Here is a 26,074-nt window from a genome sequence, read left to right on the forward strand (position 1 = left end):
TGATTAGCGGTCGACACTAGAAAGGTTGGCAATTACGTGACCAAAGCAACATCAGTACCCGCACTCAGCGGTGAGCAGAGCCTCAATCGCTATCTGTCGGAAATCAAGAAATATCCCGTGCTGACGGCTGAGCAGGAATACATGCTCGCCAAACGTTATGAAGAGCACGAAGACCCTGAAGCAGCCTCGCAATTGGTATCAAGCCACCTGCGTCTCGTTGCGAAGATCGCGATGGGTTATCGCGGCTATGGCCTGCCCGTTTCTGACTTAATCTCAGAGGGTAATGTCGGCCTGATGCAGGGCGTCAAAAAATTCGAAGCCGACCGTGGTTTCCGCCTTGCGACTTACGCAATGTGGTGGATCAAAGCGAGCATTCAGGAATACATCCTGCGCTCATGGAGCCTTGTCAAAATGGGCACCACGGCTGCTCAGAAAAAGCTGTTTTTCAACCTTCGCCGGATGAAAAAGCAGCTTGAGGCCTACGAGGACAGCGATCTGCACCCCGATGACGTTACCAAGATCGCAACCGATCTGGGCGTTCCGGAGCAAGAAGTCGTCAACATGAACCGCCGGATGATGATGGGCGGCGATGGCTCGCTCAACACGCCGATGCGTGGCGGTGAAGAGGGCGCCGGTGAATGGCAGGATTGGCTGACCGATGATCGTCCTTTGCAGGATGAGACGGTAGCCGATGCGCAAGAAGGTGAAGTGCGCCACGAAATGCTGGTTGAGGCGATGGACGCCCTTAATGAGCGTGAACAGCACATTTTGACCGAACGGCGCCTGACGGAAAAACCGCAGACACTCGAAGAGCTCTCACAGGTTTACGATGTGTCGCGCGAACGCATCCGCCAGATCGAAGTGCGCGCGTTTGAAAAGCTGCAAAAAGCAATGCAGCGGATCGCGGGTGAGAAGCTGCTGCCTGGAATGGCGTAAACCGCTAATCAGGTAACGCGTCGACCAGCGCGTCCAAAACTGAAACATCGAAACGCCGGGGGTTCTCCTCCGGCGTTTTGCTTTTGAGATCAGCCAAAAGCACGTCTTTATCAGGGAAGGCGAACTCGACCCTGTCAGGCAGCGCTGCCGAAAGGGTTTCGAACCAGTCCATTAAATGCGGTTGCAGAGCCAGGTGCATATCAAAGTTACGCCTCGACCGCGTGGCATCGCCCTCCTTTTGTGCGCGCGCCACTTGCGGAGCGATCCGCTTCACATAGTAGCGATCGCCAAATCCGATCCTGCGGTCTTCGATTGCCTTGCGCGCCAGCGGCACCGCCGCGTTAAACACATCGAACGACTTGAACCCTGCGCGCGCCATGCACCAATCAAAATGCGACTTGAAAGGCTCGGTATCACAGATCGCGAAACCATGCTTCGCCTCGACCTCAAGCGCGGCCTGAAAGCGTCTGACATTGTGCTCAATCCAGTAGGCGGCGTGCACTTCTGCCGGGTCAGAACTGCCAGGCGGAGTGCCGAGTTCGGGAAACTCGGGCACATGATGTTCGGTCCCGAACTGCCGCGCATAGGTGGTCTTGCCCGCAGCGCTGATCCCCTCAATGACGATAATCATGGGAGTTGGCCTAGCTCCGAAGCCGGCAAAAATCATCGCGTGTCGCGGTTTCGAGCACTTCGCGATACTCCGCCGAACGTGCTTCTCCCTCGCGTACTAGACCAAACACCGGCTGCGCGATTTGATCCATCGGCACAAGCGCCACCGGGCACGAAACCGGCACCAATTGCGAGCCTTGGCCCACTTGTAAGGTGGAAAGCAGGCCGAACATGCGCTGCTCACGGGTTGCCCTACCCAGCATGATCATACGGTATTGGCCCGCCTCGCTGGTCATTAAGTAGGTATGGCCGGACAGATGCGGCATGGAGACAAAGCCCGCTTGCTGAAAGGTCGCGTCCAGGCGGTCGCTTTCGGCAAAAACCAGATGACCCTTTGCCGCGCTCCAGCGGATATCGGTTCGATAGGCGTAAACCGCGCCTTCCTCGCCGAAGCTCGCTCGCAAAGTTAGATATTCTCCCTCGATCCACTGTACTGCAGGGCGCGCGTAAGAGCCCATCTCAGCGGGTGCCAAAGCTGGGCCTGCGGGTTCTGGCATCACATCATCACGCAAGGTTGCGCCCAGCGCCTCTTCCAACCGCACAATCGTTGCCAGGGTGAATGGGCGCCGCCCTGAAAGCGCCTTTTCCAAAGTCGAAACCGAAAGCCGCGCCGCATCGGCCAACCCTGCTCGGCTCAGCCGTTGGCGCGCAATTTCCTCGCGCAATCGAAACGCCACCTGGGCCTGATCAAATTCGCTCATCGTGCCCCAATACCCCATTCACACCTCCCAGTCTTGCACTAATCCGGACAAACCCGGACAAATTCTCACTTCAGCTCCACCCCGTCCGCCAAGATGGCGGAAATCGGACGGTTTTGGCGATGGCGCGTCCGGCCATTCACAGCTTACGGGCTAAATCTCATACGATGAATGGAGGCTGACATGCGACGAATTGTGCGAAGATTGGATGAAGCGTTAGACCGCGATGCGATGACGATGGTCCTGATTATGGGCGTGGTTGCGGTTGCCACTTTGGCTGCCACAACCCTTGTCTCACCGGCCACTGCCAACACGTCACCGCGCGCTGCCAATGAAGCGATTGCTGCGATGGATCGCGGCAGCCGCACCGCCCCTGCAAATTTCTCAAACGGCGAAGGTGGGCTTGTTCTACGCGGAAGCGCCGAAGAACCCGGCGGCGTTGCGGTGCAAGCGCCCGCGGTACGGCTGGGCACTGATATCGTCGCTGATGTCGATGGGCAGACCGCGCGTGTCACCGTGACGCAGGCGTTCCGCAACACATCAGATGAATGGATGGAAGCGACCTATCTTTATCCTCTGCCAGAAAATGGCGCGGTCGACACGCTGAAGATGGTGGTGGGTGACCGAATCATCGAAGGCCGGATCAAGCCCAAGGAAGAAGCCCAGCAAATCTATGAGGAGGCCAAAGAGAACGGCCAGAAAGCAGGGCTGGTCGAGCAGCACCGCCCCAACATGTTCCGCAATTCCATCGCCAATGTCGGCCCCGGAGAGACGGTGCTCGTGCAGATCGAGTTTCAGGCACCCATCCAACAGGTAGCAGGCGACTATTCACTTAGAATGCCGCTGGTAGTGGGCCCTCGTTACATTGCAGGCAGCGCCAACACCGATGGCTCGCTAAGCCGCGCAGCTTCACTCGCTGGTTCTTCCAACCTGCTTGCGCCAACTGCTGACCCTGAGATGGTTGCACGGGCTGGCAGCGGGTTGAACCCAGTTTCGATCACCGTCAATCTCGATCCGGGCTTCACTGCCGATGCGATTTCCAGCCCCTATCACGCGGTCAATGTCGCAGGCGAAGGGGAAACCCGCACAATCACGCTCGCCGATGGAGCAGTACCAGCAAACCGCGATTTCGAACTGCGGTGGAGCGCAGCGGGCAATGCGCCCAGCCTTGGTCTGTTCAAGCAGTCTCACGGCAATCTCGACTATGTGATGGCGACGATCACTCCGCCAGCAACCGAACGGATTGGCGAGGCTCCACCGCGCGAGATGATTTTCGTGATCGACAATTCGGGCTCAATGGCGGGCGAAAGCATGCCTGCGGCCCGTCGCAGCTTGCTCTACGCGCTCGACACTTTGCGCCCACAGGACAGCTTTAACATCATCCGTTTTGACGACACGATGACCGAGTTGTTTCCAGGTGCGGTATCAGCCAGCGCCAGCAACCTAGAGCAGGCCAAAAACTTCACGCACAGCCTTGAGGCGGAAGGCGGCACCGAAATGCTTCCAGCTCTGCGTGCTGCGCTGCGAGATGAGGCGCCAGCACCACCAGTGGGTTCAGAACCAAGCGATGTGAAGGTCCGCCAGGTCATCTTCCTCACCGATGGTTCGCTCTCAAACGAAGCCGAGATGATGGAGGAGATCAAACAGCGTAACGGATACAGCCGTATCTTTATGGTCGGCATTGGCTCTGCGCCCAACAACTACCTGATGCGGCGTATGGCAGAGGCGGGACGCGGGACCTTCACCCATGTCGGCCTTGGATCAGAGGCAGAAAGCCAGATGGAGCGCCTGCTTGATCGTCTTGCAAAGCCGGTGGTCACCAACCTTACGGCCAGCGTTGATGGCGGGAATATCGATTTTGCCCCGCGCGTATTGCCTGACCTTTATGCAGGTGAGCCGCTGGTTCTGCTGGGCCGCACGCGGCACATGGCGGGCACGCTTACCGTTAGCGGACTGATCGAAGGCAGGCGCTGGAGCCGCAGCGTTGACCTTAGCGAGGGGCGATCCAGCGATGTGGTCGCCAAATTGTGGGCCTATCGCCGCATCGCCGACATTGAGGCAGAGCGCTGGTCCGGCCAGACGACGCATGAGCGCGCGGACACTTCGATTGAGGAGCTAGGGATGAACTTCCACCTTGTCACCAGCCGCACCAGCCTGATCGCGGTCGATGACACACCCAGCCGCCCAGACGGGGCAACTCTTACCCGCGAAGAGCTGCCATTGCTGCTGCCGGCCGGGTGGGATTTTGACCATCTGTTTGGCGGGCAAAACCCGGCTGGATCACGCGATCTGGCGATGCGCGAAAGTGAAAAGCAGCGCCAGCGTCTGGAGCTGCCCAACACCTCAACCGGGTACAAACTCACCCTCGCCCTTGGCCTCCTGCTTCTCCTGTTCGGCAGTGCTGGTGCGATGTGGTGGCGGCGAGAGCAGCTTGGCAAAGGCACCGCCCGCGCCTGCCTTCAGCCGGTGGCCGCATGATGCCAACTGCTCTCGCCATTCAACCAGCTAAGGGGCGCGCCGCGTGGAAAGGAGAGATCGGGCGCGCCCTCCCGCTGGCCTTTATTGCAAGCCTTTTGCTGGTCGGTGCGGGTTTGATCGCGCAGGCGCTTTATATCCCGGTCAAAGCTCAGGTTGCGCAGGTCATGCTCAATCGCGCCTTTGATCAAAGCCTTGAACAAGGGCACTCAGTCAAACCATGGAGCTGGGCTGATACAGCAGCGGTCGCGCGTGTTTCAGCGCCGCGGCTGGAGGTTAGCGAAGTGGTTCTGTCCGGCGGATCGGGAGAGGCGATGGCATTTGGGCCGACAATATTGCTCGATAATCCTGCCAGCCGTGTCACCGTGCTCGCCGCGCATCGCGACACGCATTTTGAGTTTGTGCAGGATTTGAAAGTCGGAGATGCAATCACAATGCAACGCATTGACGGCAGCACCGCCAATTTCCGTGTTACTCATTTCGAAACGGTCCGCTGGGATGAGTTTGGCGTGCCCAGCGCTGGCGGTGAGGGGCTACTGGCGCTCACTACATGCTATCCATTTGATACGGACACACCCGGCCCCCTACGCCGCATCGCCTGGGCAAAACGCCTTGACGTGTAAGTAGTCATTGCAGAGCAATCATGACGTGCCTAATTCCCGCAAATGGCCCTCAAGCTTGCCCGCATTCTTGCCAAGATCATCCTGTGGTTCATTGGCCTCAGCCTGATCCTTGTGATCCTTTTCAAATGGCTTCCTATCCCTGTCACTGCGACCATGGTGATGGACGAAAATGGCATTACAAAGGATTGGGAAAGCCTAGACAATATCGACCCCAACCTAGTCGCCGCCGTCATTGCGGCAGAGGATTCCAAGTTTTGCGAACACTCTGGCTTTGACACCGAAGCCATCCAAAAAGCGTACGAAGACAATCGCAATGGCGGGCGCATCCGGGGCGGCTCCACGATCAGCCAGCAAACAGCGAAGAACGTGTTTCTGTGGCAAGGGGGCGGCTATTTCCGCAAAGGGTTAGAGGCCTGGTTCACCTTCTGGATTGAAAATGTCTGGGGCAAAGAGCGGATCATCGAGGTCTACCTCAATGTCGCGGAAACGGGCATCGGCACCTATGGCGCAGAAGCGGGCGCTCAGCGTTATTTTGGCAAAAGCGCCGCGCGCCTGACGCCGGATGAGGCCAGCCGAATGGCAGCCGCGCTTCCCCTTCCCAAAGAGCGCGCCGTGCGCAGCCCCAGCGGCTGGCTTGCCCGCCATGGTAATTCAATCGAGCGCCGCATTGCTATCGTCCAACGCGATGGGCTTGATGATTGCGTGTACGAATAGGGCCGTAAGGCTTGCAGTATGTGCAAGGATTGACGAGATAGTGCGACAAGCGCATTTGACAGACCCATGGGGAACACGGCCTTGCACACCTACCGCGTAGCGCGACCAATTTTGCTGGCGAGCCACAATTGATGGCCGACGCTTCGAACGATCCTGCGAGCATAGCGCGCGAACAACTGCGCGCGGCAATGGTGCGCCTTGCCGATGGCGACAGCGCCGCGCTTGAGGAAATTTATGCGGCAACCCGCGTGAAACTCTTTGGCATCTGCTTCCGTATCTTGGGTGATAGAAAGGAAGCTGAGGACGCTTTGCAAGACGTCTATGTCAATCTTTGGCAACGTGCCGACCGATACGACCCAGAGCGGGCGAGCCCTATCTCGTGGCTGGCTACCTTTGCGCGTAACCGTGCGGTCGATCGTCTTCGCACGGGCAAAGTGCGCGGCGGCGCTGTGCCGGTTGAAGAGGCAAATCCACTTCCTGATGAGGCCCCTTTGGCAGATTCCTTGTTGGTTGATGCGGAGCAATCAGCCCAGATCCATACCTGTATCAAAACGTTGGACGACAACACCGCCAACCATATCCGTTCCGCATTTTTTGAAGGCTATACCTACGCTCAACTTGCCGAAGCAGCAGATGTGCCGCTGGGCACTATGAAGAGCTGGATACGCCGGGGCCTGCAAAAGCTTCGCCATTGCCTAGAGGCAAGCGAGGTGGCGTCATGAGCGATAAAGACATGACCACACCTCAATCACCTGAGCCAAAACGCGACGATCCGATGATCGCAGCCGAATATGCGCTCGGCCTGCTTGAAGGCGAAGAATTGCTCGGTGCGCGTGGCAAAGTCGCTGGCAACAAAGACTTCGCAGCGCGCAAGGAATGGTGGGATAATTGGTTCGCCCCTTGGACAGATGAAGTTTCTGGCATGGAGCCGAGTTCGGATGTTTGGGATCGGATTAGCGCTGAGGTAAATGGCGCGCCCGTTGCAGCAGCGGCAACAGGCGACAATGTCGTTGACCTAACGGCTCGCTTGCGACGCTGGCAGTGGACCGCCGGTTTAACGTCCGCAGCTGCTGCCTTGATGGTCGCCATCATGGTCTTCTCACCCGGCACCGGCCCTGCTCCGACACCGGGAGCGACAGAGGCACCTCTCATTGCCGCCGCCGACCCGCTCTATGCGCAGGTTCCGATCGGCGACACGGGTTTGCGGCTTGATGTGACCTATGTTCCTGAAAGCGACCAAATGCTGATCGGCGCGATTGGCCTTACCGCTGACGGCGTGCACGACCACGAATTGTGGCTGGTTCCGGCTGATGGCGGTGATTTGCAATCGCTGGGCGTTGTTGCTCCGGGTCAAGTGCTCTCAATGGAGCTTTCTGACGAGATCACTCGCAATCTGGGCGACGGGGTCAATCTAGTGCTCACGCGTGAACCCATTGGCGGTAAGCCAGAGGGCGTTGACGCAGGTCCAGTTGTGGCTGAAGGCGCGTTTTCGACCGTTTAAGCGCCATCGCTTGAACGCAGGCCAAGACCGCCTCAAAGCGCTTTTCTGCAATTTTCGAAAAAACTTTCGCATGGATGCATCCACGTTCGGAAAGAATGCGTAGCTTCTGCGCAAGATCGGGAGGGCTTGCCTTACATAAGGAGATCCCAAAATGCCTATCCCTACTAAAACTCTTAAGACCGCTCTGATCGCCGCTGTGGCCGCTACTGGCACCATGATGGCAAGCGCCAATGCCCCTGCAATCGCGCATGAGCGCACCAGCCAAGCCGCTCAATCGCCCAACCTCGTCCAAACCGCTGTAAGCACCGGCGTGCACACCACTCTGGTTGCCGCTGTTCAGGCCGCTGGCCTAGTGGATACACTGTCAGGCTCGACTGAGCTTACTGTATTCGCGCCGACCGATACCGCTTTTGCCAAGCTGCCTGATGGCACCGTTGCCACATTGGTAAAGCCTGAGAACAAAGGCACGCTCACTAACATCCTGACCTATCATGTGGTGCCAGGCCGCGTGACCTCCGGCCAGCTTGTGAATTTGATCGAACGCCATGGCGGCGAAGCTTCAATCACAACGGTCTCCGGTGAGAAACTGACCGCGCGTCTATCGGGCGACAACATCATCATCACCGATGCAGCTGGCCGCGCAACCGCCGTGACAACAGCTGATGTCAGCACCTCAAACGGAATTATTCACGTCACTGACGGCGTCTTTCTTCCCGGTTGATCCGTAGCTTGAAATAGCACGCCCTCCCGCCGTTCCCCTCCCACTTTTGGGAGTGCGTTGCACACCGCCCCGCTCGGACTTCCTCCAAAGTCCGGGCGGGGTTTTTCTTTGTCTGAGCAAGTCGTTGTTTATGCGCCCAGCGCGATTTCCACCGCAGCATCGCAATGCAGGCTGGTCGTATCAAACAGCGGCAGCGAGCTGTGACATGGCTCGATCAGCAGCATAATTTCGGTGCAAGCAAGCGCAATCGCCTGCGCGCCGCGCGCCTCCAAATCGGATATGATCCGGCAATAGGTCGCACGCGAGGTTTCGCGAATTTCACCAGCACACAATTCATCAAAAATAATCCGGTGCACCTCAGCACGGTCCTGTTCTGCTGGGATCACCACCTTTAGGCCGTGCTTGGCAAGCCGCTCTGCATAAAAGGGCTGCTCCATCGTAAACCGCGTGGCGAGCAATCCTACCGTTTCGACTTTGCCAGCTACAAGCGCACCGCCAAGCGGATCGGCGATATGAAGAAGTGGGCAAGTGATGTGCTGCTCCACGGCAGGCGCGACCAGATGCATCGTATTGGTGGCGATCAGGATGATATCGGCTCCCGCCTTTTCAAGACCAGCTGCCGCCACCCCAAGCATTTCGCCCAGTCGATCCCATTCGCCTTCGCGCTTCAATTGCGCGATCTCATCAAAGTTGAAGGAGTGCATCAGGAGCGGCGCAGACGAGATACCACCTTTTTGTGCACGCACGGCGCGATTGATCATGGCGTAATATTGGGCCGAGCTCTCCCAGCTCATGCCACCTAAAATGCCAATTGTTTTCATCGTTTCCGGCACTCCCAATGCAACGATGGGCATCTTCTCGAATTTAGTTACCCTTGCAACCAAATTCGAGATTGAGCATTGACTCCGCGCTCATCAAAAGCGCCTTATCGGCCAATTGTGAGGTGGGCATGACTAAGAAACGGCGTTGGCTGATCGCAATTGTCATCGTTTTGGCGATGGCTGGCGGAGTGCATGCCCTTTCAAAAAGCAAATGCTCGCAGCTGGTCGGTGATGTCGTTTGCCGGGTTGAGACTGACCAAAAGCTCGTAGCGCTCACCTTTGACGATGGCCCAACCCCTCAAGGCGTAGATGCGGTGTTACCTGTACTAGAGGAGCACGGCGTTAAGGCGACGTTTTTCCTCATCGGCAATCGGATGGAGCGCTATCCGGAGCAGGCGACAAGAATTCTGGATGCGGGCCATGAGCTGGGGAACCACACCTACAGCCACAAACGCAACATCTTCCGATCCCAGAGCTTTTATCAGGATGAAGTGAACCGGACCAAAGATTTGTTGGAGTCCTATGGATCGCAGACGACCCTATTACGACCACCCTTTGGCAAACGGCTTATTGGCTTGCCTATGGTCGTCGATGACGCGGACTACACTTCGATAATGTGGGACGTCGCTGACAGGTCCAATACGTTCCCTGAACCTGCAGACTATGCCGCCGATATTGTGAAGCGCACAAAACCTGGGTCGATCATTCTCATGCACCCCATGTATCGCCACAACCGAACGGCGCGCAGGGCGCTGCCATTAGTGATTGAAGGCCTCAAAGAACGAGGATTTCAGATTGTGACGGTTTCGCAGCTGCTAGAGCTGCGCGAAGAAGCAGATTAAGCCGCCTCTTCCTTTTTCGCGTCGTCATCGTTTGAGTGCACGCGGACGGGCTCTTTCTTGCCTGCGACGACGTCCTCATCGATCACGATCTCACTCACGCCTTCCATATCGGGAAGGTCAAACATCGTATCGAGCAGGATTGCCTCAACGATAGAGCGCAAACCACGCGCGCCGGTTTTGCGCAAGATGGCTCGCTCGGCGATGGCCTTGAGAGCTTCATCAGTAAAGGTCAGGTCAACATCTTCGAGCTCGAAGAGCTTCCCATATTGCTTAACCAGAGCGTTCTTCGGCTCTTGCAGGATCGTCACTAGCGCATCGACATCAAGGTCATGCAACGTCGCGATGACAGGCAGACGGCCAACAAATTCAGGGATCAAACCAAATTTCAGTAGATCCTCAGGCTCGCTCTTTTCGAGCAATTCGCCCACTTTGCGCTTGTCAGGGTCAGCAACATGCGCGCCGAAACCGATTGAGCGTTTTTGCAGACGGTCCGCGATAATTTTATCTAGACCGGCAAATGCGCCGCCGCAGATAAACAGGATGTTGGTCGTGTCGACTTGCAGGAATTCCTGCTGCGGATGCTTGCGACCGCCCTGCGGTGGAACAGAGGCAGTGGTGCCTTCCATCAGCTTCAGCAGAGCTTGCTGCACACCCTCACCCGAAACGTCGCGGGTGATCGATGGGTTTTCGGCCTTGCGGGTGATTTTGTCGATCTCGTCAATGTAAACGATGCCGTGCTGTGCTTTTTCGACATTGTAGTCCGAGCTTTGCAGCAGCTTCAGAATAATGTTCTCAACGTCTTCACCCACATAGCCGGCTTCGGTCAAAGTGGTTGCATCGGCCATAGTGAATGGCACATCGAATGTACGCGCCAGTGTTTGCGCAAGCAGCGTCTTACCCGTGCCGGTTGGACCAACCAGCAAGATGTTCGATTTTGCCAGTTCAACGTCACCCGCTTTGTTAGAGTGCTTGAGCCGCTTGTAATGGTTGTGGACCGCAACCGAGAGATTGCGCTTCGCCGAGTTCTGGCCAATCACGTAATCATTGAGCGTTGCGAAGATTTCCGAAGGCGTTGGAACTTCGCCTTCTTTCTTGCCAGCGATGCCAGCTTTGGTTTCTTCGCGGATAATGTCATTGCACAGCTCAACGCATTCATCACAGATGAATACGGTAGGGCCAGCGATCAGCTTGCGCACTTCGTGCTGCGACTTCCCACAGAAGCTGCAATACAGGGTGCTTTTGCTGTCAGATCCGCTCAATTTGGTCATTCCTATGTGTCCTCGAATCCCAAGCTATCGATAATGCGCGCTTCTTAGGATTCGGTAAGTGTATCCTCGCTGCCAGATAAATCAACTCACAGCAGGGCAATTTGCATCCAGTTAAGTGCTTTTCATGCACCACTGGCTCTGGTTTTTGGCAGACTGGCGGACCTTGCGTCCCGTTTCGGAGCGGTCAGCCAGTCTTACCTAAACGATCATTCAGGTGCGCCGCCCGATCCTTTTTCGGTGTCACCCTCTTCGCCTTCGGGGCGCGTTTCGAAGACTTTGTCGACCAGACCAAATTCCTTAGCTTCGTCCGCTTCGAGGAACGTGTCACGATCCATCGCCTTTTCAATCACGCTGAGCTTTTGACCGGTATATTTGACGTAAAGATCGTTCATGCGCTTTTTGATGCGCAGGATTTCCTTCGCCTGAATCTCAATGTCTGACGCCATGCCGCGCGCACCGCCTGATGGCTGGTGGATCATGATACGGGCATTGGGAAGCGCTACGCGCATGCCCGGCTCACCCGCGGCCAGCAGGAAACTGCCCATGGATGCAGCTTGTCCCATGCACACGGTCGACACGCGCGGTTTGATGTATTGCATCGTGTCGTGGATCGCCATGCCAGCTGTCACAACACCGCCGGGTGAATTGATGTACATGCTGATCGGCTTTGAAGGGTTTTCGCTTTCGAGGAACAGCAATTGCGCTGTGATCAGCGATGCCATGCCGTCTTCGACTTGGCCTGTTACAAACACGATCCTTTCGCGCAGCAAGCGTGAGAAGATATCGAAGCTGCGTTCACCCCGGCTGGTTTGCTCAACCACCATAGGCACAAGCGCGCCGGTTAGTGGGTCGCGGGTGAATTGGCCTTGTGTGCCGTAGGTTTCGCCATTTTTGCCGAGCAGATCGATCATGTGTTGCAGGTCCTTATCCGTCTGAAAGAGCTATGTCGGACGCCATGCCCGGAAGTTCAAGAGGGGAGTTTTACGCCTTTGGGGAAAGTGTGCCGCCCGATGGCTTTGCCGCTCGCCCCTTTGCCGGTTTACCAGAGCCCAAAAGGTCGAATGCCTCGAAAAAGCCGGGCTGCTTTTTGACAGCTTCAACATCAGTCTTACCATTGGCGAGCAAGCGCAAAAGGGCGATGCGGCGCACGAGCAATTCATGGATGAGGATGACAGTAACCGCCGCCATCAAGGTCAGCAGTGTAAACTCCACCAGAACGGGCCAATCCACCGCCACAAACCACTGGCCGTATATGTAAACAAAGCAATGGTGGAACAGATACATCGACAGTGCACAATCTGCGAGCCATCTGGTGCGCGGGCCGCCCTCATTGAAGAAACGATGAAAGAATTGCAGAATGAACAGCACCAGCGTCCAGATCGCGAGCTGGTTTAAAAACAGCAGGCTGAGGCGCACGGCGAACGTACGGTCGACGCCCAGATCGATCCCAGCAGAGGCCGCCATGTCGCGGACGAAAGGCAGAATATAGCCCTGATCCGCCATTGGATAGGGCTGGAACAGCAGGGCCGCAAAGGCCGCAATCGGCATCCACCAACGCCACTCAACCAGCGCAGAAAGCAATCGCGGCGACAATGCCGCCATGACGCCAATCACAAAGAACGGAAACTCGCTCGTCAGCTTGTACCAGCTTTGAAAGCCGGGGAAGATCAGATCATATCCGCCCGGCACCAATGCTGCTGCGGAATAGTTCGCAGTGTTGGCAAAGCCTAGAAACAGCAGGACGAAAAGGAACGGCAGGCTGCCGCTCGCGATTTTCCCAAAGCCATCTGACAGCTTCACAGAAAGCCCGCGCAAGGCCGCATTCTTTGGCAGAACGGCCTGCACGATAGCGGCGAGGATAAACATCGGGATCAGGCTGACGAGGAACCACAGGTGCAATTGCCACGTGCCATCGGCCCAAATCGCGACGAAATCGGGACTGCCGATCCATGCGAAAATCGAGCCCTCACCGCCCGCATCACCCCAGCGTAAATAGTGTTCGAGCATGTTGAAAGTGAGCGCGATGACGATCAGCGGTATCGCGGTGCGTTGGAAGCGGTTCCACAGAAAATCACCGACATTGCGCCGCGTCAGGAGCAGAACGGCGAAAAACCCACCGACAAAGAAGAAGGTCGGCGTTACGAACAAGTGAAACGCAAAGATCAGCCAATCAAAGAACGCCAAGCGATCCTCATTACCTGTGATCCAAGGCCGCATCGGCGCGTAGACTGTGCCAGCATGCAGCGCGACCGAGAGGAACATCAGAACCGAACGCGCACCATCAATGTCGTGATAATGCTTGCGCTTTTCCGGTGCTGTTTGCGGGGCCGGTTGAGATGGCGCTGCTGATATGTCTGTTGTGGCGGTCGCCATGAATAAAGCTCGCGAAAAGGGGTTTTTCGTTCCTGCCAGATACCGGTTAAGAGCCGGTGCACAATCGCCTCTACCCACCCAGTCCGCATGTGAGACGAAGGGCCCTCAAAAGGTTAATGTGCGCAGCGCTCTTGCCATCTTCGCGCAAACTGACGCAGGATGCGGAGATGGAAACAAAGATCGCACTTGCCGCCCTCGCCCTTGCTTCAACCACACTGGCGAGCAGCTTCGCCTTTGCTCAAGATGCACCCGCTGACGATAGCCAGCCGCATATGCATACATCTTTCGCAGAGACGATGGCCGTGACCGACTATATCCTTCGTATTCAGGCGCTTGACGACAATGGTCCGACACTCAACGCTGTGATCGACTACAATGTCGAGGCCCCAGTTGAAGCCCGGCGGCTCGCCACCACTGGCATCCTTCGTGGGCGCAGCGTGTTGGTGAAAGACAATATCGAAACGCGCGAGTTTCCAACGACCGCAGGCAGCCTTGCGCTTGCCCAGAACAATACGGGCCGCGATGCGCCGCTGATTGCCAATATCCGCGAAGCGGGCGGCGTCATCCTTGGCAAGACCAACCTGTCCGAATGGGCCAATATCCGCAGCAACGATTCCACCAGTGGTTGGAGCGCTGTTGAAGGGCTCACCCGCAACCCGCATGCGATTGACCGCAACACTTGCGGTTCCTCCTCCGGCAGCGGCGCAGCGATTGCCGCGGGATTTGCTTGGGCGGCGATTGGCACTGAGACCAATGGCTCGATCACATGCCCTGCATCCATCAACGGGATCGTCGGGTTTAAGCCCAGCGTTGGCCTAGTCAGTCGCACCCATGTGGTGCCGATTTCCGTGACACAGGACACAGCGGGGCCAATGACGAAAAACGTCGCAGACGCCGCATTATTGCTCAGCGCAATGGCCGGAGAAGACGCAGCGGATGCGGCAACCGTCAATGTGCCGCGCGTGAGCGACTATACCGCCGGGCTTGGCGACTATTCGCTGCAGGGCGCTCGGATTGGCGTCATGCGCGGCCAAATCGGCTCAAACGATCAGGTGCGCGAAGTGTTCGAGCAGTCTTTGGCCGATCTCGAAGCGGCAGGCGCGGTGCTGGTCGATATCGAATTTGAGATTGATTCTTCGATCTGGGAAGACAGCTTCACCGTACTGCTGTTCGAATTGCGCGAGGAAATGGGCAAGTATCTTGCCTCCATCCCTGAATTCGAAGACGGCGACACCCCGCGCAGCCTCGCGGATCTGATCGCCTTTAACGAAGCCAACGCCTCCACCGAAATGCGCTGGTTCAATCAGGGAATTTTTCAACAAGCCGAAGTCACCAACGACCGAGCCGCCTATGAACAGGCTCGCGCAAATGCGATCCGGATTGCCGGCGAAGAAACGCTCGAGGTGCTCTTTGCTGATAATGAGGTCGACTTTCTCGTCGCACCAACGCGCGGACCTGCTTGGATGAGCGACCTAGTGCTGGGCGACCAGTTTAACGGCTCCATCGGTTTTGGATCACCCGCAGCGATCGCAGGCTACCCGCACCTCACCGTCCCCATGGGCGCAGTTGAGCGCTTGCCTGTTGGCATTAGCTTCTTTGGCAAGAAATGGGCCGATCACGACGTGTTGAAAGTGGGCGCCGCATACGAACGCGCTCGCAGCGCCGAACTGCCAGAGCCGAGTTTTCGCCGCTGGCGTGCTGAGGATTAAGCCGCGCGGACCTGTTGCAGGAACTCGCTTACCTGTTCGCGTAGATTGTTCGCCTGCTTGGTCAGCCCTTCAGAGCTGTAGAGCATTTCGCTCGCAGCCGCGCCTGATGCGTCGACCACGCGGCTGACATCATCAATCGTTGCGCTCACCGTTTGTGTGTTCTGGGCGGCAGTATCAATGCTGCGGGCAAGATCCTGACCTGCGACCGACTGCTGATCGACCGAGCTGGCGATAGACATGGCGGTCGTCTCCAGCGCGATCACTTCTTCTGCGATCAATCCAAGCATGGCGGCGCTGTCGCTGGTCGCATCCTGCATTTCGCGGATCAGCGTTTCGACCTCTTCGGTCGCGCGGCCGGTCTGGATCGCCAATTCCTTGACCTCGCTCGCCACAACGGCAAAGCCGCGCCCGGCTTCCCCGCCGCGCGCCGCCTCAATAGAAGCGTTGAGCGCGAGCAGATTGGTACGCTGAGCGATCCCTGCAATCACCTCGATGATCGAACTGATCTTGTCAGCCGAGCTGGTGAGGTCAGTCACCGTCTGATCTGCTTTGCTGGCCGCGTCAGAGGCTTTGCGCGCGCGTTCAGATGAGAAAGAAGCCTGACGGCTCACTTCGTTGATCGAAAGTGCGAATTCGTCTGTCGCTGTGGCCGCACCGGTTATGCCAGCGGACGCTTGTTTCAGCCTGTCATTAGCCTGCGACACCGTTTGTGAGGAGCCATCGACGCTGCCTGCAAGCTCGGACGCGGCGGCGTGCATCAAGTCAGAGGCGGAGGCGACTTCGCTGGCAACCTCACCCACGCTCTGTTCAAATTTGTTGGCAAGCGATTGCAGCATATCACGCTGCGCCTGACGTTCAGCTTCACGCTCTTCTTCGCGTTCGCGCTGGCGCTGCATTTCGCGCTCATGTTCCAGCGCTGTGCGCTCAGTTGCGGCCTGCTGCTGTTCGCGCAGCACGCTGAGCGCGGTGGCCAAAGTCCCGATCTCATCGTCGCGGTCAGCATGCGGGATTTCCAGCGTGTTATCACCTTCTGCAATTCGGTCACTGACAGTGCTGATCTCAGCAATCGGATTGACGATCCGGCTTGCGACCAGCCGTTTACCCAAATGCACCAGTACAAGTGACAGCAGCAAACATACGACCAAAGCACCGATCAAGATCTGCAGTTCAAACAGCTCATCACTACTCTCTGCCTTTGCGCGCGTAGACACGTCTTCGCGCAATTCGCCGATTTGGATCAGGGTCGCGTCAATTGCGTCATAGCGGGGCCCAAGAAACGATTCTTCTTCAACCACATCGCGCGGCGCATCGCGCACTTCGCCAAGTATCCGCACAATGCCGGTGAGCCCTTCATCAATCGCAGCAATCCGCGGGAGATAGGCCTCATCAACCGAGCCCGCTGCTAGACGGAGTTCTTGGTTTTTGGCCAGAGCATCGCGTGCATGTTCGATTGATTGTTCGATGAGCTCCGGCGCATAGCCGCGCGCGCGGTATGCACCCATTTCGTCTTTCGCCAGACCAACACTGCGCGTCATGCCGGCGGTCAGGAAAGCGGTTTCAGTAAGGTCGGAAAGCACAGTAGAGCGCTGCTCCATGCGCAATGCACCTGCCGTTGCCACGACGCCCAGCAATAGGACGAGAATGGTGAACAGGTTGAACACCTTGCCAACCTGATCAGGGATTGAGCCCTTTTGAAGCCACTGATCCCAATTCCTTAGCCGCGAGCTGTCCCTGTCTTCTGACGGTCCCACGAAACACTCCCCATCTTTAGGCGAGATACGACCCATCGGATCCAGCCTGACTTACGTTGTCACACGTAGTGCCTAGGCAAATAGGGTTAACGAATGCCTAGTGGTGCCAGCCTGAATTGGACAAAGAAAAAGGGCCGCACTGTCAATCGACACGCGGCCCTTTTCATGAAAGCAGGCGAACCTGCTCAAATTTGGTTTTAGTCAGCCTTTTTTGCAGGCGCTTTCTTGGCAGCCGGCTTCTTTGCTGCGGGCTTCTTGGCCGGAGCCTTCTTTGCCGCAGCTGGCTTAGCAGCAGGTTTAGCCGCTGGCTTTTTCGCCGGAGCTTTCTTGGCTGCTGGCTTCTTGGCTGGCGCCTTCTTCGCGGCAGGCTTTGCCTCAGCATCAGCTTTCTTCGCCGGGGCCTTCTTGGCCGCTGGCTTCTTGGCTGGCGTTTTTTTGGCAGGAGCCTTCTTCTTAGGAGCAGATTTGGCCTTGGCCGCTTCCGCTTCTTCGTCCGCTTCGATCGCTGCCTGAAGTTCCTCCACGGTCACTTCACGCTCAGTGACGTCAGCCTTGTCAAACAGGAAGTCGACGACCTTGTCTTCGTAAAGCGGCGCGCGCAGTTGAGCAGCAGCCATTGGCTCTTGCTGGATATACTGCATGAAACGCTCGCGATCTTCTTCGCGATATTGCTGCGCAGCTTGTTGCACCAGCATCTGCATTTCTTGTGCAGTTACTTCGACGCCGTTCGCCTGACCAATTTCCGAAAGCAGCAGGCCCAAACGCACGCGGCGTTCTGCGATGGCCTTATAGTCTTCTTTCTCGTCTTCGATCTGCTTGAGAGCATCCTCAGGATTTTCTTCCTTAGCCGCTTCCTGCTGAAGCTGCGCCCAGATCTGTTCGAACTCGGCTTCGACCATTTGTGATGGCACTTCAAAATCATGACCGGCTGCCAATTGATCAAGCAGCGAACGCTTCATCTGCGTACGGGTGAGGCCAGCGGTCTGCTGTTCGAGCTGACCTTTCATGATTTCTTGCAGCTTATCGAGGCTGTCGAGACCCAGTTGCTTGGCGAAATCATCGTCGATCTTGGTGTCGGTTTCGACTTTCACAGCCTTAACCGTGATGTCGAAAGTCGCTTCCTTACCGGCGAGGTGTTCAGCCTGATAATCTTCGGGGAAGGTCACAGTGATGGTTTTCTCATCACCGGTCTTCGCGCCGACGAGCTGCTCTTCAAAGCCAGGGATGAACGTGCCCGAACCGATCACGAGAGCCGCATCTTCTGCAGCGCCGCCTTCGAAGGGTTCACCGTCAAGTTTACCCAAGAAGTCGATGATCAGCTGATTGCCGTCTGCCGCCTTCTTGGTTTTGGCTGCATCCTTGTAGCTCTTGTTCTGGCCAGCAATGCCGCTGATCGCTTCTTCGATTTGCTCGTCTGAGACAGGCACGGTGAGCTTTTCGAGTTTCAAGCCATCGGTGCTTGGCGCTTCGATAACGGGGAGCACTTCAAGCTCAACAGTGACTTCGGCGTCCTTGCCTTCTTCGTAGCCTTCACCCAGCGCAATGGCTGGCTGCATCGCAGGGCGCAGATCTTCGTTTTTGATCAGGCCATCGACCGATTCGCGAATCGTATCGTTCAGCGTTTGAGCGTGAAGCTGGTCACCGTGCATCTTCTTGACGAGGTTCGCAGGAACCTTGCCCGGACGAAAGCCCGGCATCTTCACTTGCGGCGCGATCTTCTTGATCTCGGCATCGACCTTCTCAGCGATTTCCGCTGCTGTGATCGTGATCGAATAGGCGCGCTTGAGGCCCTCGTTGGTGGTCTGCTTGGTTTGCATGTGAGTTACTACTGATGCCTTCTTATCTTATCTCGATTGCGCTTGCGTCAGGGCCAAAATGGTGCGGGCGAAGGGACTCGAACCCCCACATCTCTCGATACCAGAACCTAAATCTGGCGCGTCTACCAATTTCGCCACGCCCGCAAACCCTGAACGAAGCCGCGCGGGCCAGCCCGTAAGCCGTCCCGCGCGAATTGTGGGAGGCCTGTAGAGCGCCTCTGACAAAAGGGCAAGCGATACGCGCTTGTTCTGTGAGTTCAGCGCGATTAAAGGGCGCGATATGAGTGAAGAAACATCAGCGAACGACGTTCCCCCCGATCACCTTTCGGTGAACCCGCGCAGCCCTGCATTTGATGCAGAGGTCCTCCAACGCGGCATCGGCATCCGGTTTAAGGATAAGGTGCGCACTGACATCGAAGAATACTCGATTTCAGAAGGTTGGGTCCGCGTACAGGCGGGCAAGACAGTGGACCGCAAGGGTCAGCCGCTGACCATCAAACTGAACGGCCCTGTCGAAGCCTGGTTTGAAGATCTGGGCGACGAACCACCTGTGGCGAAAAAGGGCTAAACAGCCCTTCACCCTTTTAAAAGCCAGCGAACGCGTTTTGGAATGCGCGCGACGGATGCGCGCGCGCTGGGCGGTGCGAAGCCGGTGTGCCTCGTGCAATCACAGGCGCGGTCACGCTGCTGCCTTGCGCATAAATGAAGCCATGCAGCGGCCAATGCGTGCCACCGGGTGCCTGGATCGAGTGATACCAAACGCGCACTTCGCTCCAATCATTATTGGGCGAAACGTCAATTGCAGGTACGTTGCGTTCAATCTGACCACGGCGCCCGTTGATCTCTGACCAGTTTGAATGCGTCAGGTGCACCGTGCGCGAATCGATGACTTCGCTGACGTAAGCCACATGACCAAGGCGCATATTGCGATGCGGCTTAAACACCATCACTGCGCCTTTTTGCGGAGTGTTCCCGCGCGAATAGCGGCCATGTGCCTGATCCCACCACGTGCGCGCATCGCCATAAATCTGCACGCCCGAAAGCTCTCGTGCATAGGGCACGCATTGCAGATAACTGGGCAGATAATTGGCGTTTTGCGCAGCCAGCGGCGCTGTTGTGGCGGGAGAAGCAGCAAGGGTGAACGCTGCGACGATCAAGGGGATACGGCAGTAAGTCATGGGCATGCCTAATGCCGCGGTAAGGTTGATACGACCCAAGCAATAAGGGTTAATACCGGGTTAGGGGCTTTCGCGGCGGCAGACTTGTCGAGCAGCCTTGTCGCTCTCCAACCAAGGCTAAGCTTGCTAAATTGAGCCACAAGGGCCACTTGGCGCGGCGAAGGCACACCATGAAACCACAAGTCATCATTATCGGCCGCCCCAATGTGGGCAAATCGACCCTGTTCAACAGGCTCGTCGGCAAAAAGCTCGCGCTGGTTGACGATCAGCCCGGCGTCACGCGTGACAGGCGCATGGGCGACGCTGAGATTGCGGGTCTGCAATTCACCATCGTCGACACCGCTGGGTGGGAAGATGAGCATGAGCTCACCTTGCCGGGTCGGATGCGCAAGCAGACTGAGGCCAGCCTTGAGGGCGCGGATGCGGCCCTGTTCGTCGTTGACGCACGCGCTGGCCTGACCCCGCTCGACAATGAAATCGCGCGATATTTGCGCGAACATGATGTGCCGATCGTCTTGGTCGCCAACAAAGCCGAAGGGTCCGCGGGCGAAAGCGGCGTGCTCGAAGCCTACTCGCTGGGCTTTGGCGAGCCTTTGGCCGTGTCCGCAGAACATGGCGAAGGGATTGCCGATTTGTTTGGCGGTCTGTGGCCGATCATCGGCGAAAAAGCAGACGCCGCCGAAGCCGAAGCGGCAATTGAATATGATGATGAGGAAGACGCGCCGCTTGGCCCACTCAAACTCGCCATCGTGGGCCGTCCCAATGCGGGCAAATCGACCCTTATCAACCGGCTGCTGGGCGAAGATCGCCTGCTGACCGGGCCTGAAGCCGGGATCACTCGCGATTCGATCGCGATTGACTGGGAGTGGCACGATCCCAAGGTCAATGAGACACGCGAAATTCGCCTGATCGACACCGCTGGGATGCGCAAAAAGCGCAATGTGACAGAGAAGCTGGAAAAGCTCTCCGTCGCCGATGCCCGCCGCGCGGTCGACTTTGCCGAGGTCGTGGTGTTGCTGCTCGATGCGACACAGGGCCTAGAGCATCAAGATTTGAAAATCGCAGCACTGGCATTGGAAGAAGGCCGCGCATTGATGGTTGCGATCAACAAATGGGACGTGGCTGAAAACGCCTCTTCGCTGTTTAACGGGATCAAAGCCGCTTTGCATGATGGCCTTGCCCAAGTGCGCGGCGTGCCATTGTTCGCAGTATCCGCCAAAACCGGCAAGGGGCTTGATACGATGCTGTCTGCGGCGTTTGAGCTGCGCGATAGCTGGTCGAAACGTGTGCCCACAGCTGCGCTCAACCGCTGGTTTGATGATGCGCTGGACGCCAATCCACCGCCTGCCCCCGGAGGCCGCCGGATCAAATTGCGCTACATCACGCAGGCCGGCACCCGCCCGCCGCGCTTTGTGGTGTTTGGATCGCGGCTTGAGGCTCTACCCAAAAGCTATGAACGTTATCTGGTGAACGGCATCCGCGCGAAATTGGGATTTGAAGCGGTGCCCGTGCGCGTCGTCCTGAAAAGCCCCAAAAACCCCTACAACGCCAATAGAGGCGGAGGCGGCAATTATTCGGGCGGATCGGATAAGACGTAATGCTCGATCTGCTCAGCGCATCGCCGCCTTTCGCAATGGAGATATTGGAGCGCACCGCTGATACGCCGCGCGTGCTTCAAGCTCTCCAATTAAGCCTCGCGCCTGCCTTCCTGCTGGTCGGCATTGGTTCGATCATGAACGTCATCATGGCCCGCGTTATTTGGATCGCCGGGCGCATTGAGCGTCTTGCCGACATTGCCGAAGAAGACGTGTCAGACAAAGTGAAGCGAGAGCTAAACTGGCTGCGTGCACGGCGCGTATTGGCGCGGATGGCGATCAAGTTTTCAACCGGCGCGGCCGTGGTCATCAGCCTCGTCATCGCGCTGCTATTTCTGTCTGCCTATATCGAGACGCGGATCGGAACGGTCGTGGCGGTGCTATGGGTCGCAACCATTGGCCTGCTGATTACCGGCCTTGTCTATTTTCTCCGCGAGACGCTGCTTGCAGCAGATGGACCTAAGACAATCGATCAATAGGCTTTTGGGAGTGTCGCAGATGAAGCAAGGCGTGGTTCGGTCAGTTGCGATGCTGCTTGCGGGCGCATGTTTGATCGGCGCATCAGGTACCAGCCCGGCAGTAGAGCAAGCCGAAGTCGACACTGACCTTGCCCAATCTCTTCAGGATGTCTTTGACGCGAACGAAATCAGTGCCATTGTCATGGCCGAAGCGCAACGCGGTTTCGCCACTCTTGGCGAAGTCGAGGAAGACTGGTCCAAACAGGGTGTGGACATCGTCGCACTGCTAGATGACCTAGAAGGCGGTAAAACCGCGCATGTGCTCTATGACGAGGAGGGCGTGACCGCGAGCATCCAGATATTCGACGAGGGCGGCGTAATGCTGCCTGCTGGCTACGACCGTTACGTTCTGGAGCAAGCGGAACAAGGCACGCTAAACGACTATAACCTCTTTGGCTTGGCGCCGGGCTTTTGGTTCGAGACCGTTACGCCCATGGAGCAGCGTGAAAATGCGCTGTGCACAGCCGGTCCATCCAGGATCAGCCTTGTGACCGATCGCCCGCAGGAAAAGTGGTCAGAAGAAGCGTGGTTATTCGTCGCCACGATGATCAACGGTCTTAGGGTGTTCAACGGGACCGATTTTTGCTCCGTTGTCTACAAAACTGGCGACGGTGCCTTCCGATCGCGTGTGTTCACGCCAGAGGGTCGCCCATTCACCAACTTTAACGGAGCGCCTGAACGTTTGGAGATCAAGCCCGCTGAGGACAGCGTTTGCCTGATCTCCAATGCGCCGTTACCCGAATTGCAGTCGTTCTAGACGACCGCAGCGAAGCCTTACTCTTCGCCCGCAGCCTTGCTTTGCAGTTGGACGTAGTTTTCCAGACCCATACGCTCGATCATATCGAACTGGGTTTCGAGGAAGTCGACATGCTCTTCTTCATTGTCGAGGATGTAGGCGAATAGATCGCGGCTGACATAATCACGCACGCTCTCGCAATGCTCAACCGCATCGCGCAACAGAGGGATCGCGTCTTCCTCTAACTTCATATCGGCTTCGAGGATTTCCTTGACCGTCTCACCCACGCGCAGATTGTGGATCGCTTGGAAGTTCGGGAGACCATTCAAGAACAAAACGCGAGCTGCGAGCTTATCCGCATGCTCCATTTCCTCGATCGATTCCTTGCGCTCATAAGCGGCAAGCTTGGTCACACCCCAATCGTCAAGGACGCGGTAGTGGAGCCAATATTGATTGATCGCGGTCAGCTCGTTTGTGAGCGCCTTGTTCAGGAATTCGATGGTTTTGGGATCGCCCTTCATGGTGATCTATCCTTTGTAAACGGTGGTGCGGGGCCAAGCCGATATGCTGGCGCCTGTTACCCACTAGATAGGTCACCTGCCCCGTGCCTGACAAGGGGCGGAGAGAATTTTTTCTAATAAAAACAGATATTTGCGATCCGCTCGCAGTTGCGGGTTAAGCGTTTATAATGCGACTTCTTCGCAAACTTTATGCCGCGGATCGAGGCTGGCGATGAGCGCGCGTTCCTGTTCAAGAATGTCTTGAGCTTTATCAAGGCATTGGCCGCAATTGGGGCGCTTGCCCAAAGTCGCATAAGTCGCCTCCGCATCGCCGCCCGACGTCAGCGCAGCGGCGCGCAGGTCCGTTTCACGAATTGCGTTGCAAATGCAGATATACATAGCGGCTTCCAATTACTCCTGCGAGTCGATTGCAAAAGCAATATATGAGAATTAATCTCAATAGCAAGTCCGCCCAACACCAAAAGCGCACAATTTTTCGCGAAACTTTCCGATTGCCCGCGCGAAACCCGTCTTTAAAGTGCTCGCCAGACAGAATTATGCAGAAGGCGATGGCTCAAATGGCTCAGAAAACGGCCCTTTTAAAGGCAAGACTGGCACTAGCCGCAACGATGGTAGTGGGTCTTGCGGCATGCGGCTTTACGCCTGAGCAGGACCGTGCGGCGATTGAGCGTGGCTTATTCGAGGAATCATCGGGCGCTGAGCTGTTCAAGGTGATCCGCGAGACCTATCCCGACGATGTCGAGGCGCTTGTGACGCAGATACAGGAACTGCCCATGCTTGAGCGGACCGAGGAGCGCGGCAAGGAAATCGGTGCTGCGTGGCTCCAAGACTTTATGACCCGGATTGCGCCTGATGCCGTGAAGGCGCCAGCGGAAACTATGCTGATCTGGAGCGCAACCGAAGCCGAGCTTTATCAAACGCTACAGCGCAGTGCGACGGACGCCTGCGCCACTATGACGATGGGCGGATGGGTGTTTGTGGACGAAGAAAACGTTGCAGCCCAAGCCGCAATCCAACGCCGCAACACCGCCATGGTGCGCGCAGCTGCTGCGGGCCGCGATGACCCGCAGGATTATGCTGAACCAACTCAAGCGGAGCTGAACAGTCTGGGCGATGCCATCGCTGCGACCGGCATTGACCCTGATTTGCAAGCGCTGCTGGGGCTCGTTCCCGAAATGGAAGCACTCCCCCCACAGGACCAATGTGATCTGGGTGTTGCCTTCTACGAAGGGATCACCAACCTGCCCGATGATATCGAGCCAGCTGTGGCTGCGTACATGTTCGCCCCAGAGTAGGGATTAGCGCTTCAGCGCGAAAAGCTGGCGATAGGTAAGGCAGCGCCACAGCCATTCGAGCGGGCCATAGCGATACCGTTCCAGCCACGGTTTTGACCAAGCCAGCATCAATACCCACATCGCAAATGTGAGCAGGTAAAGCTCTGGCCGGTTGAGTTTCCCGAACAGGCCCAGCGCCCAGCCATGCATGATGAACAGCATGACGATGGATGTGCCCAGATAGTTGGTAAAGGCAGCTCTACCCGCAGCGCGCACGCGTTCCGCAAGCCAACCGGTCCATGCCGGGGAATAGGCCACCATCAGCGCGGCAAGTCCCAGCACCATTGCGAGGCGCGGTAACGGGCTCCAAGCCAGGAAAGCGGAATTGCCCGCCCAAAAAGTGAAGCCAGCTTCTTTCGCCACTAGACCGAGGCCAAAGCTGATCAGCCCGCCTGAAATAACGCCAATCCAACCCCATCGGATCATCTTGCTGCGATTGAGCGCACCACTGAAAAAGCCATAACGATATAGCGCCATACCCATCAGCATCAGCGGCAGGCTTTCGAAGATAAACAGGCCAGAATTCACGAGCGGGAGCGACCAATCTTCGGTCAGCCGATCCGAGACAAGACCGATGTAATCGCCGGTCTTCTTAAATTCGGCAGGCACGGCGTCCTCCGCCAATGCGAGTTCGGCAGCATTATCGAATTCCGCGCGCATTTCCGCCATCTCGGGCACTTCGCCAAGTCCGGTATCGGTGACAAAATATGGGAAACTCATGAGCGTAAAGAGCATCGCGCCGAGGCCATACAGAGCAAGGCCGGTGGCCAGCATCGCCTTTTTGTCGAGCCGCATGAAGGCCACAGCGACAAAGCCAATAAGGCCATACATCGCCAAAATGTCTCCCATCCAAATGAAGAAGAAGTGGATGAGGCCAAAGCACAGGAGCAAGAACAATCGCCACACTTGCAGCCAGCGCGACGAACCGCGTGCCCAGGCTCGTTCCATGAACAAATACATGCCTGCGCCAAACAGCAGCGTAAACAGGCCACGCATCTTGCCGTCGATCAGGACAAACTGCGTAATCCACTGCCAACCACCTGGATCTGCAGGGTCAACAAGGAAGGAACTGGGGACGATATAGGCGTTGAAGGGCTGACCAAAGGCGATGATATTCGCCGCCAGAATACCCATCACCGCTATACCGCGAATAAAATCGAGCGTTTCAATGCGATCGCTTTTCGCAACCGGCGCTGCGTCTACAGCAGCCTCCACCGCAGCTGCGCTGGTGTCATCACTCATGCATGTTCCCCTGATCCCTTTGGCTGATTAAA

The 26,074-nt window shown here is 56.9% G+C and carries 26 protein-coding genes and 1 tRNA gene; 14 read left to right on the top strand and 13 right to left on the bottom strand.

Going from position 1 to position 26,074, the window contains the following annotated elements:
- Positions 1–36: 36 nt before the first annotated feature.
- Positions 37–936, top strand: coding sequence for an RNA polymerase sigma factor RpoH (gene rpoH / locus AC0V6N_RS10215; protein ID WP_486171452.1), 900 nt, complete (start codon positions 37–39; stop codon positions 934–936).
- A 4-nt stretch (positions 937–940) separates the two neighbouring features.
- Here the strand turns inward: rpoH and AC0V6N_RS10220 are convergent, their stop codons facing one another.
- Positions 941–1,567, bottom strand: a complete 627-nt coding sequence (locus tag AC0V6N_RS10220) for a hypothetical protein (RefSeq protein WP_486171453.1) — start codon at positions 1,565–1,567, stop codon at positions 941–943.
- 10 nt (positions 1,568–1,577) lie between these two features.
- Positions 1,578–2,306 carry a helix-turn-helix domain-containing protein gene (locus AC0V6N_RS10225; protein ID WP_486171454.1) on the bottom strand — a complete coding sequence of 243 codons (729 nt, stop codon included), beginning with the start codon at positions 2,304–2,306 and terminating at the stop codon, positions 1,578–1,580.
- 180 nt (positions 2,307–2,486) lie between these two features.
- Between AC0V6N_RS10225 and AC0V6N_RS10230 the strand changes: the two genes are divergently transcribed.
- The 6 genes from AC0V6N_RS10230 to AC0V6N_RS10255 all read left to right on the top strand — a co-directional run bounded on the left by AC0V6N_RS10230 (position 2,487) and on the right by AC0V6N_RS10255 (position 8,337).
- The gene (locus AC0V6N_RS10230; protein WP_486171455.1) at positions 2,487–4,781 is read left to right on the top strand and encodes a marine proteobacterial sortase target protein; all 2,295 of its coding nucleotides are present in this window, start codon (positions 2,487–2,489) and stop codon (positions 4,779–4,781) included.
- Positions 4,778–5,401 carry a class GN sortase gene (locus tag AC0V6N_RS10235; RefSeq protein ID WP_486171456.1) on the top strand — a complete coding sequence of 208 codons (624 nt, stop codon included), beginning with the start codon at positions 4,778–4,780 and terminating at the stop codon, positions 5,399–5,401. The genes AC0V6N_RS10230 and AC0V6N_RS10235 overlap by 4 nt, the downstream gene beginning before the upstream one ends.
- 42 nt (positions 5,402–5,443) lie before the next feature.
- Positions 5,444–6,115, top strand: a complete 672-nt coding sequence (gene mtgA, locus AC0V6N_RS10240; protein ID WP_486171457.1) for a monofunctional biosynthetic peptidoglycan transglycosylase — start codon at positions 5,444–5,446, stop codon at positions 6,113–6,115.
- 131 nt (positions 6,116–6,246) lie between these two features.
- Positions 6,247–6,837: a sigma-70 family RNA polymerase sigma factor gene (locus AC0V6N_RS10245; protein WP_486171458.1), complete on the top strand. Its 591-nt coding sequence runs from the start codon at positions 6,247–6,249 to the stop codon at positions 6,835–6,837.
- Positions 6,834–7,616, top strand: a complete 783-nt coding sequence (locus tag AC0V6N_RS10250) for an anti-sigma factor (RefSeq protein ID WP_486171459.1) — start codon at positions 6,834–6,836, stop codon at positions 7,614–7,616. Before AC0V6N_RS10245 ends, AC0V6N_RS10250 begins: the two co-directional genes overlap by 4 nt.
- A gap of 151 nt (positions 7,617–7,767) precedes the next feature.
- Positions 7,768–8,337 (top strand): fasciclin domain-containing protein, encoded by a 570-nt coding sequence (locus AC0V6N_RS10255; RefSeq protein ID WP_486171460.1) that lies wholly within the window; start codon positions 7,768–7,770, stop codon positions 8,335–8,337.
- 128 nt (positions 8,338–8,465) lie between these two features.
- On the opposite strand, the gene AC0V6N_RS10260 is transcribed toward AC0V6N_RS10255, so the two are convergent.
- Positions 8,466–9,158: an aspartate/glutamate racemase family protein gene (locus AC0V6N_RS10260; protein WP_486171461.1), complete on the bottom strand. Its 693-nt coding sequence runs from the start codon at positions 9,156–9,158 to the stop codon at positions 8,466–8,468.
- A gap of 128 nt (positions 9,159–9,286) precedes the next feature.
- Here AC0V6N_RS10260 and AC0V6N_RS10265 point away from each other — a divergent pair, with 128 nt between their 5' ends.
- Positions 9,287–10,000 (top strand): polysaccharide deacetylase family protein, encoded by a 714-nt coding sequence (locus tag AC0V6N_RS10265; RefSeq protein ID WP_486171462.1) that lies wholly within the window; start codon positions 9,287–9,289, stop codon positions 9,998–10,000.
- On the opposite strand, the gene clpX is transcribed toward AC0V6N_RS10265, so the two are convergent.
- The 3 genes from clpX to AC0V6N_RS10280 form a co-directional block, all read right to left on the bottom strand.
- Positions 9,997–11,268: an ATP-dependent Clp protease ATP-binding subunit ClpX gene (clpX, locus tag AC0V6N_RS10270; protein ID WP_486171463.1), complete on the bottom strand. Its 1,272-nt coding sequence runs from the start codon at positions 11,266–11,268 to the stop codon at positions 9,997–9,999. The two genes, AC0V6N_RS10265 and clpX, sit on opposite strands and share 4 nt — an antisense overlap.
- Positions 11,269–11,474: 206 nt before the next feature.
- A complete protein-coding gene (locus AC0V6N_RS10275) occupies positions 11,475–12,179 on the bottom strand; it encodes an ATP-dependent Clp protease proteolytic subunit (protein ID WP_486171464.1) in 705 nt (234 codons plus the stop codon).
- 70 nt (positions 12,180–12,249) lie between these two features.
- Positions 12,250–13,641, bottom strand: coding sequence for an acyltransferase family protein (locus AC0V6N_RS10280; protein WP_486171465.1), 1,392 nt, complete (start codon positions 13,639–13,641; stop codon positions 12,250–12,252).
- 167 nt (positions 13,642–13,808) lie between these two features.
- Between AC0V6N_RS10280 and AC0V6N_RS10285 the strand changes: the two genes are divergently transcribed.
- Positions 13,809–15,350, top strand: coding sequence for an amidase (locus AC0V6N_RS10285; RefSeq protein ID WP_486172468.1), 1,542 nt, complete (start codon positions 13,809–13,811; stop codon positions 15,348–15,350).
- Here AC0V6N_RS10285 and AC0V6N_RS10290 read toward each other — a convergent pair.
- The 3 genes from AC0V6N_RS10290 to AC0V6N_RS10300 form a co-directional block, all read right to left on the bottom strand.
- Positions 15,347–17,101 (bottom strand): methyl-accepting chemotaxis protein, encoded by a 1,755-nt coding sequence (locus AC0V6N_RS10290; RefSeq protein ID WP_486171466.1) that lies wholly within the window; start codon positions 17,099–17,101, stop codon positions 15,347–15,349. The genes AC0V6N_RS10285 and AC0V6N_RS10290 overlap by 4 nt on opposite strands.
- A 197-nt stretch (positions 17,102–17,298) precedes the next feature.
- Positions 17,299–18,918 (bottom strand): trigger factor, encoded by a 1,620-nt coding sequence (gene tig, locus AC0V6N_RS10295; RefSeq protein ID WP_486171467.1) that lies wholly within the window; start codon positions 18,916–18,918, stop codon positions 17,299–17,301.
- Positions 18,919–18,977: 59 nt separating this feature from the next.
- Positions 18,978–19,062: transfer RNA gene (locus AC0V6N_RS10300), tRNA-Leu, on the bottom strand.
- 136 nt (positions 19,063–19,198) lie between these two features.
- Here AC0V6N_RS10300 and AC0V6N_RS10305 point away from each other — a divergent pair.
- Entirely contained in the window at positions 19,199–19,486 is a 288-nt protein-coding gene (locus AC0V6N_RS10305) for a DUF3297 family protein (RefSeq protein WP_486171468.1), read from the top strand.
- 16 nt (positions 19,487–19,502) lie between these two features.
- Here AC0V6N_RS10305 and AC0V6N_RS10310 read toward each other — a convergent pair whose 3' ends face one another.
- Positions 19,503–20,096 carry a CHAP domain-containing protein gene (locus tag AC0V6N_RS10310; RefSeq protein ID WP_486171469.1) on the bottom strand — a complete coding sequence of 198 codons (594 nt, stop codon included), beginning with the start codon at positions 20,094–20,096 and terminating at the stop codon, positions 19,503–19,505.
- Between the two features lie 170 nt (positions 20,097–20,266).
- On the opposite strand from AC0V6N_RS10310, the gene der reads away from it, so the two are divergent.
- Genes der through AC0V6N_RS10325 form a run of 3 tightly spaced genes read left to right on the top strand, consistent with a single transcriptional unit; the run spans position 20,267 to position 22,966 of the window.
- Positions 20,267–21,694, top strand: a complete 1,428-nt coding sequence (gene der / locus AC0V6N_RS10315; RefSeq protein ID WP_486171470.1) for a ribosome biogenesis GTPase Der — start codon at positions 20,267–20,269, stop codon at positions 21,692–21,694.
- The gene (locus tag AC0V6N_RS10320; protein ID WP_486171471.1) at positions 21,694–22,170 is read left to right on the top strand and encodes a DUF2721 domain-containing protein; all 477 of its coding nucleotides are present in this window, start codon (positions 21,694–21,696) and stop codon (positions 22,168–22,170) included. Before der ends, AC0V6N_RS10320 begins: the two co-directional genes overlap by 1 nt.
- A gap of 10 nt (positions 22,171–22,180) precedes the next feature.
- Positions 22,181–22,966, top strand: a complete 786-nt coding sequence (locus AC0V6N_RS10325) for a hypothetical protein (protein WP_486171472.1) — start codon at positions 22,181–22,183, stop codon at positions 22,964–22,966.
- Between the two features lie 17 nt (positions 22,967–22,983).
- Here the strand turns inward: AC0V6N_RS10325 and bfr are convergent, their stop codons facing one another.
- Complete coding sequence (bfr, locus tag AC0V6N_RS10330; protein WP_486171473.1) at positions 22,984–23,466, bottom strand: bacterioferritin; 483 nt, start codon at positions 23,464–23,466, stop codon at positions 22,984–22,986.
- Between the two features lie 162 nt (positions 23,467–23,628).
- The gene (locus AC0V6N_RS10335) at positions 23,629–23,844 is read right to left on the bottom strand and encodes a (2Fe-2S)-binding protein (RefSeq protein ID WP_486171474.1); all 216 of its coding nucleotides are present in this window, start codon (positions 23,842–23,844) and stop codon (positions 23,629–23,631) included.
- A 179-nt stretch (positions 23,845–24,023) separates the two neighbouring features.
- On the opposite strand from AC0V6N_RS10335, the gene AC0V6N_RS10340 reads away from it, so the two are divergent.
- On the top strand, positions 24,024–24,761 hold the full coding sequence (locus AC0V6N_RS10340; RefSeq protein WP_486171475.1) for a hypothetical protein: 738 nt from the start codon (positions 24,024–24,026) through the stop codon (positions 24,759–24,761).
- 3 nt (positions 24,762–24,764) lie between these two features.
- On the opposite strand, the gene AC0V6N_RS10345 is transcribed toward AC0V6N_RS10340, so the two are convergent.
- Entirely contained in the window at positions 24,765–26,042 is a 1,278-nt protein-coding gene (locus tag AC0V6N_RS10345; protein WP_486171476.1) for a DUF418 domain-containing protein, read from the bottom strand.
- Positions 26,043–26,074: the final 32 nt, after the last annotated feature.

It is taken from the genome of Erythrobacter sp. S57(2025), assembly GCF_057365055.1.